At 60.7% G+C, this 14,616-nt stretch carries 14 protein-coding genes and 1 pseudogene; 1 reads left to right on the top strand and 14 read right to left on the bottom strand.

Translation table 11 applies throughout. The annotated features are described in order from the left end of the window. Positions 1-218: 218 nt before the first annotated feature. The 10 genes from AB4Y32_RS21765 to AB4Y32_RS21720 form a co-directional block, all read right to left on the bottom strand. Entirely contained in the window at positions 219-359 is a 141-nt protein-coding gene (locus AB4Y32_RS21765; RefSeq protein WP_368723326.1) for a hypothetical protein, read from the bottom strand. A gap of 304 nt (positions 360-663) precedes the next feature. Beyond that, positions 664-1,638 carry an NAD(P)H-dependent flavin oxidoreductase gene (locus AB4Y32_RS21760; protein WP_368723325.1) on the bottom strand — a complete coding sequence of 325 codons (975 nt, stop codon included), beginning with the start codon at positions 1,636-1,638 and terminating at the stop codon, positions 664-666. 154 nt (positions 1,639-1,792) lie between these two features. Next, positions 1,793-2,167, bottom strand: coding sequence for a BON domain-containing protein (locus AB4Y32_RS21755; protein ID WP_368723324.1), 375 nt, complete (start codon positions 2,165-2,167; stop codon positions 1,793-1,795). 32 nt (positions 2,168-2,199) lie between these two features. Further along, complete coding sequence (locus tag AB4Y32_RS21750; protein WP_368723323.1) at positions 2,200-3,345, bottom strand: porin; 1,146 nt, start codon at positions 3,343-3,345, stop codon at positions 2,200-2,202. 79 nt (positions 3,346-3,424) lie between these two features. Next, entirely contained in the window at positions 3,425-5,062 is a 1,638-nt protein-coding gene (locus tag AB4Y32_RS21745; protein WP_368723322.1) for a 3-(methylthio)propionyl-CoA ligase, read from the bottom strand. Between the two features lie 12 nt (positions 5,063-5,074). Next, the gene (locus tag AB4Y32_RS21740) at positions 5,075-5,305 is read right to left on the bottom strand and encodes a DUF1289 domain-containing protein (RefSeq protein ID WP_368723321.1); all 231 of its coding nucleotides are present in this window, start codon (positions 5,303-5,305) and stop codon (positions 5,075-5,077) included. Positions 5,306-5,318: 13 nt separating this feature from the next. Continuing rightward, on the bottom strand, positions 5,319-6,155 hold the full coding sequence (locus AB4Y32_RS21735) for an SDR family NAD(P)-dependent oxidoreductase (RefSeq protein WP_368723320.1): 837 nt from the start codon (positions 6,153-6,155) through the stop codon (positions 5,319-5,321). 2 nt (positions 6,156-6,157) lie between these two features. Continuing rightward, a complete protein-coding gene (locus AB4Y32_RS21730) occupies positions 6,158-7,438 on the bottom strand; it encodes an MFS transporter (RefSeq protein WP_368723319.1) in 1,281 nt (426 codons plus the stop codon). Between the two features lie 72 nt (positions 7,439-7,510). Beyond that, positions 7,511-8,566, bottom strand: a complete 1,056-nt coding sequence (locus AB4Y32_RS21725) for a 3-keto-5-aminohexanoate cleavage protein (protein WP_368723318.1) — start codon at positions 8,564-8,566, stop codon at positions 7,511-7,513. A 42-nt stretch (positions 8,567-8,608) separates the two neighbouring features. Continuing rightward, positions 8,609-9,016, bottom strand: coding sequence for a carboxymuconolactone decarboxylase family protein (locus AB4Y32_RS21720; protein ID WP_368723317.1), 408 nt, complete (start codon positions 9,014-9,016; stop codon positions 8,609-8,611). A gap of 142 nt (positions 9,017-9,158) precedes the next feature. Here AB4Y32_RS21720 and AB4Y32_RS21715 point away from each other — a divergent pair, with 142 nt between their 5' ends. After that, positions 9,159-10,190: an AraC family transcriptional regulator gene (locus AB4Y32_RS21715; protein ID WP_368723316.1), complete on the top strand. Its 1,032-nt coding sequence runs from the start codon at positions 9,159-9,161 to the stop codon at positions 10,188-10,190. 35 nt (positions 10,191-10,225) lie between these two features. Here AB4Y32_RS21715 and AB4Y32_RS21710 read toward each other — a convergent pair. From AB4Y32_RS21710 to nhaA, 4 genes and pseudogenes are all read right to left on the bottom strand, one after another. Further along, positions 10,226-11,754, bottom strand: a pseudogene (locus tag AB4Y32_RS21710) (phospholipase D family protein). A 164-nt stretch (positions 11,755-11,918) separates the two neighbouring features. Then, entirely contained in the window at positions 11,919-12,278 is a 360-nt protein-coding gene (locus AB4Y32_RS21705) for a hypothetical protein (protein ID WP_368723315.1), read from the bottom strand. 400 nt (positions 12,279-12,678) lie between these two features. Then, the gene (locus AB4Y32_RS21700; RefSeq protein ID WP_368723314.1) at positions 12,679-13,017 is read right to left on the bottom strand and encodes a YXWGXW repeat-containing protein; all 339 of its coding nucleotides are present in this window, start codon (positions 13,015-13,017) and stop codon (positions 12,679-12,681) included. A 50-nt stretch (positions 13,018-13,067) separates the two neighbouring features. Beyond that, a complete protein-coding gene (nhaA, locus tag AB4Y32_RS21695) occupies positions 13,068-14,297 on the bottom strand; it encodes a Na+/H+ antiporter NhaA (RefSeq protein ID WP_368723469.1) in 1,230 nt (409 codons plus the stop codon). Positions 14,298-14,616: the final 319 nt, after the last annotated feature.

Here is a 14,616-nt window from a genome sequence, read left to right as displayed (position 1 = left end):
TCCATTGTCAAACGACGCTGCCGTCACTACTGTTCACAATCGCGCCGATTGTTGCCGCTGGAACAGTCCCAACCACTGTGACTCGCCGGCTGATTCACAGCAAAATTTGCCTCAATGAGCAGAGGAGCCGTTTCGGCTTTGATGACATTCGGGCGTCTACCACCGTGAGGCATCTGGTAGGCGCTTTGCCGCCATTCGCGCCGTCGTAGCCTCGAATGTCAGCTCTCGCCGCCTTCGAATGAGTCTTCGCGACCCACTCCCGCCGTTCGACCCAGCGCCGCCTCGACGGCGGCTTTTTCAACTGCAACGGCCATTCGCGCGATCACTTCGACCGGCGGGTGCTCTTGAAGTCTGCTCAACGCCTGGCGGTCCATGTCTACAGGGCCAGAAGCGCGCGACGGGACATGCGGGCACGCGTTGAATAAACTGGAAGGCAGGAAACTGCGGAATGCCCCGACGCAGTCGGAGTCGTGTGAGGCCGTGGTGATTGATGGGCCGGGACGCTTCGCGGTGTTAGAGGATGCGCGAGCGGGATGCCACGCCGTGAGATCGTGTCCGTGATAGCGGTCATGGCACGGACGGGTGTACCCGCCAGAGTTCAAGCAGCAGTTCGCCAGTTGGCAGGGGGCCAGCCCACCCAGGCCGCGGAGACCGGGTCGAACATCATGCGTGTCCTTCCGTGAGCGGTTCAGCGAATTGCGAGAGTCGCGCGGGCAATTCAGACCGCGCCGCATCCAGTTCGCGCGCCAACTGCACGATCAATTCCGACGTCGACAATACGTCTGTAATTGCGCCGGCTCCCTGGCCGGCGGACCAGATGTCCTTCCAGGCCCGTGCCTCATGATTGAGTTCTCCGCCAATATCTACCGCGCCCTTCTCCGGCAGGCACTTCGGGTCAAGGCCGCAAGCGGCAAGGGATGCATTCAGGAAGTTCGCCGGAATGCCGGAGATGGCGGCGGTATAGGTGATGTCGTCCGATTGGCTGGCGATGATCATCTCCCGGTATTCGGCGGCGGCTCGACTCTCACGGGTATTGATAAATCGTGTACCCATGTAGGCGAGGTCCGCGCCCATCAGCATCGTCGCCGCTACGTCGCGACCGGTGGAGATACAACCCGACAGGATGATGGTGCCGCAGAAGAACTGACGCACTTCGTGCACAAAAGCGAAAGGATTCCGCGTTCCGGCATGGCCACCCGCGCCGGCGCAGACGAGGATCAGACCGTCCACGCCTTTTTCGGCAGCCTTCCTGGCGTGCGCGATTGTGGTGACGTCGTGAAACACTAATCCTCCGTAGGCGTGCACAGCATCGACGACTTCTCGTGCGGCGCCCAGCGAAGTAACCACTAGTGGTACCTGGTGTCGCACGGTAACGTCGAGATCAGCACTCAACCGCGGGTTGGTCTTGTGGACGATCAGATTGACACCGAACCCGGCGTCGTTGGGACCCAGTCCCGCCTTGATCGTATCCAGCCATTGCGCGTACCCCTCAGTGGTGCGCTGATTCAGGGCAGGAAAGGTGCCGATCGCTCCGCTCCGGCAGGTCGCGATGACGAGCTCCGGACCGGATACCAGAAACATCGGCGCGGCGATAACGGGCAACTTCAGGTTCTTTCCCAGCGCGACAGGAATTGTCATTGTGGAACTCCTCGACCTCGTTCGGTTGATAGAAATGGATTGGGCGTTAAGCGCCTGCCCCGACATCACACCGGACCCTGTCGGATTGCCGCCAGGCCGGCGCAATGGTGCCGTGGTCTCGCACCAACCGGCCAGAGCCAAAGGCCGGAGACAGTTACTGCCCGCCAAACGGCTTTTTGACCGTCAACCTGTTGGTGACGGATGTGACGCCCGGAACACCTCTCGCGATCTCGCTCACTTTATCGATCTGCGATGCATCGACCACGGTTCCGTCGAGCGTCACTGCGCCGCTCTTCGCGATGACGCTGATGTTGCCAGCGTTGATCGCCTTGTGCGTGACGATCGCAGAATAGACCTTGCGGCGCAGCGCACGATCGGCTTTCCGGATGTCTTTCGCCGACATGCTGCCCGAAGCCGCGATCGCCGTTCCGTTCGAAGCCGTGCTCGCGCCCGCCTGCGCCCAGGCATGAACAGATGCCGAGGCGATCAATACGCCGCCCGCAATCCCGAGCGCCCAGTTTGCTTTCATTGCATGCTCCAGTCGTTGTCTGTGTGAGGTCATCAGAAGCCGTGGCGGATACCGATCATCGCCGCCGTGGTTGACCTGCCTTCCGGAACGGGCGCGCCGTAGGTGATCGTCTGGCTCATATTGCCGCGGTTGTTGACGTAGCCAACCTGCGCATAGGCGAGGGTCGCCTTGGACAGGCTGTATTCGGCGCCCAGCGCGAACTCATCCGATTGATTGGACGAGTGGTTACGATCCTTCAGGTAATAGAAGCCCGAGGTAACCTTGAAGGCCGGACTGAACCTGTAGCCGAGCCCCCCGGAAATCATCTCGAAGTTGGCCTGGCCGCTGTTCGCGGGGTTCTTGCCGATGCTGTATGACGTCGACACGGAAAAATCGTGGAAGGTGTACTGCGCGCCCAGATACCAGAAGCGGTTGTTGGCCAGGCCCGTCGACGGCGCCGTGACGATTGTCGTAGGGCCCGTCTGCGTAAATGGATTCGTATCGTGCCCGTTGTAGTAAACGGCCGCCAGGTTCAGGCCATAGTTCGAATACTGCAGCACGGCGGACTCGCGCGTGCCGCCCTGGAACTGGCCTGGGACGCCGCCGGGCGAATACTCGAGCGCGAGCGACGCGCCATAGAACTTCGGCGACCGGTAGACGATCGCGTTGTCGTCATACAGCGCGCCGATCGGGCCGTTCGTGCTGAGGCCCTGCCAGCCCGCAGCCTGGTTCATGCCGAGCCATGCGGTCAGGATACTGCCGAAGTATTGGGCGTTCCGTACATCGGTGTCCGCCATCGCATAGATCATCGGCACGATCTGCCGGCCCATGTCGATCGTGCCGAACGGGCTCGACACGCCCACTGTCGTCTGCTGGTTGAACATCGCTGTGGCGCCCGGCGTATCAGACAGCCCGGACTTGCCGTTCGAACTGTTGAACGCCCCCTGCAACCTGAAGTTGACCTTGTAGCCACCCCCGATGTCTTCGCTGCCCTTGAGACCCCAGACGCTCGAATAGATCCCGCCGTCCTTGAGTGCGTAGACATGTCCGAGATTCACTTTCGACTGAAAGTTCGCCGCATTCGCGCTCTGATACAACAGTCCGGAATCGATGACGCCATACAACGTCACCGACGACTGCGCGTATGTGGCGCTTCCCGTTGCAGCCAGCACGGCTGCCGCTAACCACTTCAACTTCATCTTGTCTCCTGCTTAGCATGTCTAATCAATTCGCAATGACTTCCATCCCACTCGATGCAAAGAACCGTCATCCCACACATCAGACCAGCAGATAGTCCCCAAACGCTTCGCGCAGCTGGTTCTTCAGCACTTTGCCTGTGGCGCCCATTGGCATCGCCTCGATGAACACGACGGCGTCCGGCATCCACCACTTCGCGATCTTTCCGTCGAAGTACGCCAGCAGTTCCTCCGTCGTCACCCGTGCTTCGGGCCGCTTCACGGCGACAAGCAGCGGCCGCTCGCCCCACTTCGGATGTCTTGCCGCGATACAGGCCGCGCCCGCTATCGCCGGATGTGCGGCTGCGATGTTCTCGATGTCGATCGAGCTGATCCATTCGCCGCCGGACTTGATCACATCCTTGCTGCGGTCGGTGATCTGCATGAAGCCGTCTGCATCGATCGTCGCGATATCGCCGGTCGGGAACCAGCCATGCGCGTCGGCGTCGATGCGCAGCGGATTGCCGCCCTCATTGCGGAAGTAGTTGCGCACCACCCACGGCCCGCGCACGAGCAATTCACCCGAAGTCACGCCGTCCCATGGCAGTTCCTGCCCGTTCGCGTCGACGATTTTCATGTCGACGCCAAACACCGCGCGCCCCTGCTTCGACTGCACGGCGCAACGCTCCTCCCGGGACATCGTCAGGTGCCTGTATTTCATCGTGCCGATGGTGCCGAGCGGACTTAGTTCGGTCATGCCCCATGCGTGCAGGACCTCCACGCCGTACCTGTCCTGGAACTTTTGGAGCATCGCGGGCGGGCAGGCTGCGCCGCCAATCACAGTGCGCTTCAGGGTCGAGAATGTCCGGCCTTCCCGTTCGAGATGACCCAGCAGTCCCTGCCATACAGTCGGCACGCCGGCGGCGAACGTGACCTGTTCGGCTTCGAGAAGCTCGTACAGCGACTTGCCGTCGAGTCCCGCGCCGGGGAACACCAGCTTCGCTCCGACCATGCACGCGACGTATGGCAGGCCCCACGCATTGACATGGAACATCGGCACGACCGGCAGGACCACATCACGCGCCGAGCAGTTCAGCGCATCCGGCAACGCGGCGGCCCAGGTGTGCAGTAGCGACGAGCGATGCGAGTACAGCACACCCTTCGGGTTGCCCGTCGTACCCGACGTGTAGCACAGCGTACACGCGGTATCCTCGTCGAAATTCGGCCACGCGTAATCAGACGAACTTCCTTCGATCAGGTCTTCGTAGCACAGCAGGCATGCAATGCCGGAGTCCTGGGGCATGTGCGCGGAGTCGGTCATGGCGATAAACGCCTTGACTGTCTTGCAGCGGCCGGCGATGGCTTTGACCAGCGGCAGGAACGTCAGATCGAAGAACAGGTACTGGTCCTCCGCATGATCGACGATGTAGGCGATCTGGTCCGCGTGCAGGCGCGGATTGATCGTGTGCATCACCGCGCCCATGCCGGAGATGCCGTAGTACAGCTCCATGTGGCGATAGCCGTTCCACGCCAGCGTGCCGACGCGGTCGGACGGCTGGACGCCCAGGTTGGCAAGCGCATTGGCCAGCTGACGCGCGCGGCGGTGGCAGTCGCGGTACGTATAGCGATGGATGTCACCCTCGACCCTGCGTGACACGATTTCGGTATCGCCGTGATGGCGATCCGCATGCACGATCAGCGAGGAAACCAGTAACTGCTTCTGCAGCATCAAACCATTCATGAGGTCTCCCATTCATTTCGGCAATTCATTCTCTAAAGCGGAGTCGCCGGTCAACGCCACCCGCAACATTCCGCTGCGACGGCACGCGAGCAATGCGGCGACTTCGGCCTTCTGCTGGTCGTTCATCTGATCCCAGAGGCCAATCTCACGGAGCGTCCTCCAGCACCCCTGGCAGAACTGACCATTCGGGTCCATCCTGCAGATATTGATGCAAGGATTGGCGACGGTATAGCTTCGATTCATGTGGCACATCCGGTCAGATCACGACGCCGCCGTTCGGGCTGATGATCTGGCCGACCAGATAGTGATCGCCAGCCATGTAGGTCACCATCGAGGCATATTCCTGCATCGTACCCAGACGCCCGGCGGGTACCAGTTGCCAGAACTGGTTGCACTTTTCCTCACCTGCGGCCTCGAAGTATTGGTTGAATTCAGGCGTGGCCACCCCACCCGGCGCCATTGCATTGACGAAGATATTGGCGCCCGCCACCTCGGCCGCAACCGACTTCGTGAAGGCAATCACCGCACCCTTGGTCGCGCAATAGTGCGGACTGTGCGCGCTCATCGCCGATATGCCCGCAATCGACGCGATGTTGATGATCCTGCCGTCGCGCTGCGGCTCCATCAGCCTGAGCGCTTCGCGCGTGCAATAGAAGAGGCCATGCACATTGACGTCCCAGTAGCGATGCCATTCCTCATCGCTGATGGTGCTGGTAAAGCCTAGCGACTGCCGCGGCACGGGTGTGGTGATATAGGCGTAGTGTTCGTTGCGACGCCCGGTATCGACGGGCGTGTTCGGCACGCGTGCGGCGTTGTTGACAAGGATATGCAGCGTGCCGAAGCGCTCCGCGATGGCGGAAAACAGCCGCGCGACTTCGCTGCTCGACGAGACATCGCAGCGTAGCGCGAGACACTGCACGCCGGTCGCTTCCACCGCTGCGCGCGTGGCTTCGAGCGCAGGCATGTCGATATCGCAGATCGCGACGTCTGCGCCCGCGCGGGCCAGGTCGATGGCAATGGCGCCACCCATGCCGCGACCGGCACCCGTAACTAGGGCAATACGCCCCCCCAGATTCTGACGCTGGTTCTGCATTCTCAAGATCTCACAGGCTGAACATTTTCGGTCGCGGGAGCGCGCTGCCTGCCTGAGGCGCGCGCCGCAAGGGCGAACCACAGGGCCGAGCTGATCGCCAGCACATCGCTGAGGAACAGGACGCCCGTTAGCGGAGCGGTGCTGCCTGCCCGCTTCAAATGGTCAGCCAGCATGCCGATGACCACCGTGCCAATGGCAAGCGCGAATACATTGATCAGCAACATCGTGAAGCCAGTCACCGTCGAGCGCATCCTTGCCGGCGTCATACCGGTGATGGCCGAAAGGGCCGAGCCATAGACCGCCATCGGCAGGAAGAATCCGGCACACATGCCGACATAGAACGCGGGCGAGCCGACCGGTACGAATCGATATGAGAGGATCAACGGTGCGCAGACCAGGACGAGCAGCGCCATGAAGCTTGCGTGCCCCCCGCGCAGGCGCCTCGCGACGCGATCCCCCACTGCGCCTCCCGCGACCGCGCCAAGCGTGCCGAATACCAGCTGCAACGCCCCGATCCGTGTGGCGATACCGGCCGCGTTCATGCCCCGTTCGTCAACGAGCCACAGTTGCGTGAAGGAGAAGCTGGCAAAAACCAGGTGCACCAGCACGAAACCGACAATCGTGAAACCCAGTGCACGACTACTGCCAACGGTGCGCAACACGGCGAGTGCCTGCTCGAGGAATGGTGCGCCGCGCTCCTGCGGTGCGAGTACGCTTCGGTTCTCCTTGAGCAGTGCCAGCGGTAGCGCAATCGCAATGCCAATCACGCCCAGCGCATGGAATGTCGACCGCCACCCGAGCGTGGCGCCGAAACTGCCGGCGAGCAGGAAACTGCAGCCGACACCCAGCGGAATGCCCATGAAAAAGAGCCCCATTGCCGTACCACGCCGCTTGCCGGAGAAGAGTTCCGCCAGCAGGGCCACTGCGGCAGGGACCAGCGCCGCCTCGCCGCTGGCGACGAAGAACCGGGCCACCACCATCTGTTCAAAGCTCTGGGCGTGGCCCGACGCCAGCGTGCAGGCGCTCCAGATCAGCACACCGGCGGCGATGATCCGGGGGCGGCTGAAGCGATCGGCGAGCGTACCCATGAACATCGCCATCACGCCGAAACTCAGCACCCACACTGCACCCGCGAGAAACCCGTATTGCGTATGGCTGAGCGCCAGATCCCGGATGATCTGCGGCGAAAACCCGAGCAGCATGTTGCGGTCGGTGTGCGCCAGCAGGTGAATCACCAGCAGGGATGCCACGACGGCAGCGGGGCTTTTCTTCCAGAACATCATCTGTCTCCATGCCTGATGGGTTGGACTACATGCGAGGCGCAGCATGTTGCCGCCTGCACCTCGTCATGCTGCTCAGGCGACCTTGCGTGCCAGTACGCCGCGCTGGTCGGATGCCCGGTTCGGTGCCATGCGCAGCTTGTCCAGCGTCTCTTCAACCGACTTCCATTGGGTACCGATCTGGTAGATGCCGCGTGCCTCCTCCGCACTTGCGACGTCACGATTGAGCTCGCGCGCAATGCGCACCATCTGCTCGATCTGCTGCACGGAGGTCGCGCGTTTGCCGTCCGGGCCGAGCAGCGTGTCCTCGATGCCGACACGCACATGGAGGCCCAGCGCGATGGCCATCGTGTTCATCGGCACGACATTGCGGCCCAGCGTTTCGATCGTGAGCACGGCACCATCCGGCGTGCGGCGCGCGAACTCCAGCATGTCGGCCGGATGCAGCCCTGCCGCGCCACCACCGATGGCCACGTAATTGAGGTTTAGCGGCCCCGTATAGACACCCTTGCGGATCAGGCGCTCGAGTGTTTCGAGCTGCGTGAGATTGCCCAGCATGAACTGTGGCTGGATGCCCGCGGCAAACAGCCGCCGGATGTGCTCGACATGCCACGACGGATTGGACGGCGAGATCATGTCGCGGTAAGCCGCCTGCAGCGCGGGGTTCATGAACGAGGTGCCGGCGATGTCGGCCTCTGTCAGCAACTCCATGATGTTCATCTGGCCCGTGTTGATCGCGACGGTCACCTGTTCGGGACGCGGGCTCAGCTCCGCGAGCATGTGGCGCGTGTCGTCGTTCGCCCACCTGGCCATCTCGCCGTCGCTTTCCGGCGCGAACGAGATCGAGCCGCCGACCTGCAGGATCATCTTCGGCACCGCTTCGCGCAGAAGCGCGAGCATCTCGTTGAACTTCGACAGGCGCTTGCTGCCCTTGCCGTCCTCTTCGCGCACGTGCACGTGCAGCACCGTTGCACCCGCGTTGTAGCAGTCGACGGCTTTCTGCACCTGCTCGTCCATCGCGACCGGGATATCGTCCGAATCGCCCGGGATCCATTGCGGTCCGTAAGGCGCGACCTGAATCACAAGTTTTTCCTGATTTTCAGGCAGCAGCGAATCGTCCATGAAATGCATGATGTGTATTCCTGATTGAGAATGGGTAGATGTTGGGTGGCGTCAGACAGCGGCCCGCGCGCCGTTGCTCTTTGCCTGCTCAAACGCTGCCAGTTCCTCCAGCAGGATCGGCGCACCGAGACTGGACGAATGAATGCCAAGGACGCTTACGGCCTGCAGAACCGCGGCGATCTCTTCCTTTGTGGCGCCCAGTTCGAGCGCCTTGCGGATATGCCGGCGCGTGCCCGGCGCATACATGTGCGTGCAGGACGAATCGACCGCGATGGCAAGGAACTCCAGCACCTTGGGCTCAAGCACACCGGACATCACGGTGTGTGCGCCCATCGTCATGAATTTCTCGGCCCAGACGGGATCGAGTTCGGCAATCGCATCCCACGCAGGATTCCAGTTGCCCGTTGCGCGCAGCTGATCGCACACTGACGTGGCGCTGCGGTTCGTCTCATTGCTCATTGCCTGTGTCCTCTGCATTTCTGAAAGAGTCGGTACATTGCTTGGTGGTGTCCCCACGGGGACAAGTATCGGATTTCGGCAAAGAGACGTTTGACGGATTGGGACGAAGAATTTACATTTTGGGACACTACGGGAAAACGATATGTCCTATCTGCTTCGCAGTGCAGCCCTCACCAATTTCGTCGAGGAGGCCCGACTGGTGGGCCTCGATCCCTATCAGCAGTTGGGCGACGCGGGAATCGAGCGGTCCGTGCTGCTCGATCCCGACATCATGATTCCGGCCGAGGCAGTAGCGCGACTGCTGGAGACATCGGCCCGGGGCGCCGCCGTCGAGGATCTGGGGCTGCGCATGGCCGAGACCCGCCATATCTCGAACCTCGGCGCGCTCGGTTTTGTGATGCGCGAACAGCCGACGCTACGAAAGGCGCTGGAATCCGCGGCGCACTACCTGCGGTTGCAGAACGAGGCCGTGGTGATGCGCATCGAGGAATCGGAGGGACTGGTGGTCATCCGCGAGGACATCGTGGGCGTACCCGGTTCGATGCGTCAGGCAACGGAGCTGGTACTGGGGGTCCTGTACCGCGTACTGGACATGGTGCTGGGCGCCGCCTGGAAACCGCGCGCCGTCTGTTTCACGCATCATGCTCCCGCCGGCACCACGATCCACGCGCGCGTATTTGGCGTAACCGTCGAATTCAACCAGGACTTCGACGGCATTGTGTGCCTCGCGTCCGATCTTGATGCCGCGATTCCCGCCTACGATCCGGTCATGGCAAAGCAGGTGCGCCGCTACCTCGATTCGATGCTGCTGCAGTCCAGCGCGACGATGCCCGACAAGATCAGGAAGCTGATCGTTGCGCTGCTGCCGTCAGGCGCCTGTTCGGTCGATCGGATCGCGCAGCATCTGGGCGTGGATCGCAGGACCGTGCATCGCAATCTCGCACAGCACGGCGAGAACTATCTGTCGATTGTCGATTCGGTGCGGGTAGAGATGGTGACGCGGTATCTCGGTAGCGGCAACAGGCCGGTGTCTGAAGTCGCCTCGCTATTCGGCTTTTCATCGTTGAGTGCGTTTTCCCGCTGGTTCAGCGGCCGGTTCGGCTGCAGCGTGTCTGCGTGGCGCCGGGAAAACAGGCAACGCGCTATTGGCGCTGACGAAGACGGCGACCGTTAGAACACAAATGCCGGTTCGTCACATTTTCCCGCCCGTCACAACAACCATTCGATGGGAAGAATCGAGAAAAACCAGATGCCGAGCCGGGTAGCCCACGTCGAATTCGGTTCCCTGTCATAGCGCACCAGCGCGTCCCCGTTTCGTCTGATCCAGTACACCTTGCCACCTTGGTCCAGGTTGACACGATATGCGAGTTGCGGCGCGAGCGAATGGAATACGGCTTCAATGCGGCTTGCCAGCCTAGGGCTTTCAATCAAGAGACCCATTTCCGTATTGAGGTTCGCCGAGCGTGGATCGAAATTGAGTGATCCGACGAACACACGCTCGGCGTCAACCGCGAAGGTCTTCGCATGCAGGCTCGATCCCCCGCTGCCGGCATTATCCGCGCGGTGGTGTCTGGCAGAGGTATCCGGAAAGCGTGCCAGTTCGAAGAGTTCGACACCGCCCGACAGGAGTTCGACGCGCCTTCTCGCATAACCGGAGTGAACCAGTGCGATGTCCGTGGCCTCCAGTGAATTGGTCAGCACGCGCACCGCGACGCCTCGACCAGCCAACTGCGTAAAGTAGTGCGTTCCCGCTTCGGCAGGCATGAAATACGGGGAGACAAGGTCGAGTTCCCGCGTCGGCACGCCTAATATCTCCTGCAGCTGACGCGTCACGAGTGTGTCCGGTGACGCGCTGTTAAAGGCCTTGGCGGGATCATCGCTGACGAGGCGGGTCCTGGCCCATTCAAGTTTCAGCGCCCCCTGAAGCAGTCGGCCACATCGGTCGTCTCCCGCAGCGCGGCCGTATATGCGGTGGCCGCCGGATCACTTTGTACCGCGAGAGCCTTGCGATCCAGCGCTTCCAGTTGATCGCGCGGCGCGGTCGCAAGGATCTGCCCGACGGGATAGGAAGAGGCACTCGCCCAGTAACGGTCGAAATCCGAAGCAGCGTCCGTCGCAGCGGGACCGACGGCGAGGACATCGAGATCGGCGAAAACCATACCGTCGGTCGCTCCGCAGTATTCATCTCCAATATTCCGGCCACCGACGATCGTTTCGACAGCGTCAGCGGTAAAGGACTTGTTGTGCATGCGACGGTTCAGACGCGAAAAATCGGCGAGAAAGCCAATGAACTTTGGCCTGCGGATTTTGAATGGATTGAACAGGCGCACTTCGATATTCGGATGAGCGCCAAGCGCTGCCAGCGTGTCATCGAGATCCGAAGGGATGCCGTTGTCGTCGAGCAGCAGGCGCACACGGACGCCCCGGTCCGCCGCTTCGCGAAGCTCTTCCAGCAGCAGCGTGCCCGTCAGGTCATCGCGCCAGATGTAGTATTGAACGTCGAGCGAGCGCTGCGCCGAGCGGGCGAGATCCATCCTTGCTGCGAATGCATCGAGAGGATCGACGAGCGGATCAATGCCGGCAAGGCCGGGATGTTTTTCCAGTTCAGGTGCAACCACGCGACCCAGATGAGTAGCCCGTGCCTGCTTAGGCGTCACCGCGGCTGATTGCGTGCGGTTCGCTGGTGGCGGGATGGCGCAACCTGCGAGCATCGTCGCCAGTAACAGAATCAACGCCATGATCGGGCGTTTGTATGAGACGACCGCTCCCGGGAAAATTGTGTACTGGCGCATTGTGGCCGGAGGCCGTTGACATGAAACGCCCGCAGACGTGCTCTACCCAGATGGATCGCTCGCAGACAGATCAAGATAGGATCAGATCCCTTAAGTGCCGTTGGGCCGGTTCATTGACACGTATTTGTTCTGAAAAGAATAATCAACTGGACCATTCTCAGTGAGAAGATCATGTAAATGATCGTGAGCGCCGTCTGCAATGCGAAATGCCACTTCAGTCTGGACAACTGCCTAAGCCCGGCCAGCAGATTGAGAACGATGAGTGCGCATCCGATACCGGCTACGACGTAGCCGGCGAAGCGCGGATTCGACAATCCGGGCAAGTCGATAACATCGAAGCGCTTTATCGTCTCGAAACCCGCTGCGACCAGGACCGTCGCAATGACCAGGTTCCGGACATGCTCAAATGCGGCTTTCAGTCCGCCTTGATCGAAAAGTGCATGCGTGACCGGCTGTGTGAAACCTCGCATGGAGTCGCTCCTCAATATGGCTTCGGCGCTTTCGGTGATCAGGGCATCATGTCTGGCGTATTCGACGCAGATTGACAGAAGCGGCTACACATGCGCAACCACAGCCATGTTATGGCCAAGCCGTCACCCGGGAAGCCATACTATGCGGGTGACGGCAAGACGGCGGGCATTACCGTGTTGCGGTGGAAAGCTGTCGCGGGAGCCGTCGTTCCTTGGAGGTCTGGCTGCGTCCGGCACGTGTGGATTGCTCTTCCAATCGGTGGGATGTAGCGGCCGCATTGTATCGCGCACAGCATCCTGATTTCCGCCTGTGAGACGGGTCGGCGGAACTGCCATCAACTTCGGCAGGTAGAAGCGAACGTTTGTGTATTGCAACCGACTGAATGGGTTTGCCCTTCAGTTACTGCGGCTGCAAAGGTGCCTCAGGCGGACGTCTCCAACCACCTTGGCGCAACTCCCATCCGCCCGGAATTTTTACCCATCGTGCCTGCTGATATTCATAACCTGGGCGTGCAAGTACCCAGCGTCCTTTTTGCCACGCGTAGTGTTTGCCGCGGAACGTCCAGTAGCCCTCTACCCATACGTAGCCTCGGCGCGGCTTCGGCGCGCGTTCGTGGCGTTCCAGCGGCGGAGCCTGTTCCACGACAATCAGGGATTTGTCGGCTGCGTTGGCGCTAGCAGGAGGCAGCGCGCCGGCCAGTAGCAATCCCAGCGATGCCGCAAGAATGATCTTTGTCATGGAGAAGTCCGGTTACGTTGTATCGGAACCGGGTCAATTGCAAATATGGTTCAGGGTGGTTCGACGGCGCGGCCATCAAGCGAAACTTTTGTGGCTCGCCTCGGCACGAACCTGAGCAACAGATAGCCAGTAACGCCCGAAAGCACCGATCCGGTAATCACGCCCAATCGGATGGGCGTGAAGTATTCCTGTCCTTCGAACGCCAGGGATCCGATGAACAAGCTCATGGTAAAGCCAATGCCGCACAGTGCAGCGACACCCGCCAGTTGCGACCAGCCGACGCCAGCAGGAAGTTTGGACAGCCCCAGCCCGATCAGCACAGCGCTCGCTCCGAAAACCCCGACAACCTTTCCGACGAAAAGGCCGGCGGCGATGCCGAGCGGGAGAGGATCTGCGAGCGCCGCTATGGTTATTCCGGTAAATGAAACTCCCGCGTTCGCAAACGCGAAAATTGGCAACACGCCCAAAGCCACCCACGGATGGAGGTTATGCTCAAGCCAGTGCAGGGGAACATGGCCTTCGGCATCCTTTGCTTTAAGTGGCACGGCGAAAGCAGTTACAACCCCCGCGAGGGTCGCGTGAACGCCGGACTTCAGAACAAATACCCACAGGATTACGCCGACAATCACGTAAGGCGCAATCCGCGTGACGTTGAAGAAGTTGAAGGCAAACAGCAACCCAATGGCAACGACCGCTAAAATCAGCATCGGGAACGACAGGTCGGCGGTATAAAACAGCGCAATAATGATGATTGCGCCCAGATCGTCAGCAATCGCGACGGCGGTCAGGAATATTTTGAGCGCCCCTGGCACCCGGTCGCCGAGAAGCGAGAGAATGCCGAGCGCAAATGCGATGTCAGTGGCCGTCGGAATCGCCCAGCCATTCATCGCCACGCCGCTCTCACGGTTAATGACGAAGAAGACAAGCGCGGGCAAAAGCATCCCTCCCGATCCTGCGACGACGGGCAGCACGACTTGCTCGGGACTGGACAGTTCGCCTTCGACCACTTCGCGCTTGACCTCAAGGCCGATCAAAAAAAAGAAGATCGCCATCAGTCCATCGTTGATCCACAGTAAAAGCGGTTTTCCGAGACTGAGCGACCCGACCCGAACTTCCACGGGAATCGTCAGCAGTTCGTTGTAAGCGACGCGAAGTGGTGAGTTGCTGCAGATCAACGCAAGCACAACCGTTGCTGCAAGTATCAGCCCGCCCGCCGACTCCAGTTTAAGGAAGTTGGAAATTCCCTCGTTCGTCTTGCGAAGCGTGTTGCCGATCACGATGTTGGCTCCGTAAATTACGCAAGCGGGCGAGACCTGGCGGAGGCACAGTTTGCGGCACGGCCTCGCCACTCAGAAACGTGACGCTCAATCGAAAACCCTACTCAATTTAGTCACGCATGCGGGCAGAAACAAGAAGAGCTTGCCTGACGCGTTCCAGCCATCGAATGACGCGCACTCTCTTAGTTAAGTAATGGAATCTCTGCAAAAGTCCTGGCACTGACGTGAGCGTGAACTATCCTGGGATGGGGATACTTCAAGGAGCGGCGAGATGACACAGCTTGGTCTTGGTCTGGATCTGTCGACGAAGCGCACCCGCAAG

Origin of the sequence: Paraburkholderia phymatum (genome assembly GCF_040965635.1) — a bacterium.
Lineage (GTDB): Bacteria > Pseudomonadota > Gammaproteobacteria > Burkholderiales > Burkholderiaceae > Paraburkholderia > Paraburkholderia phymatum_B.
This window is presented reverse-complemented; position numbering and strand designations above follow the sequence as displayed.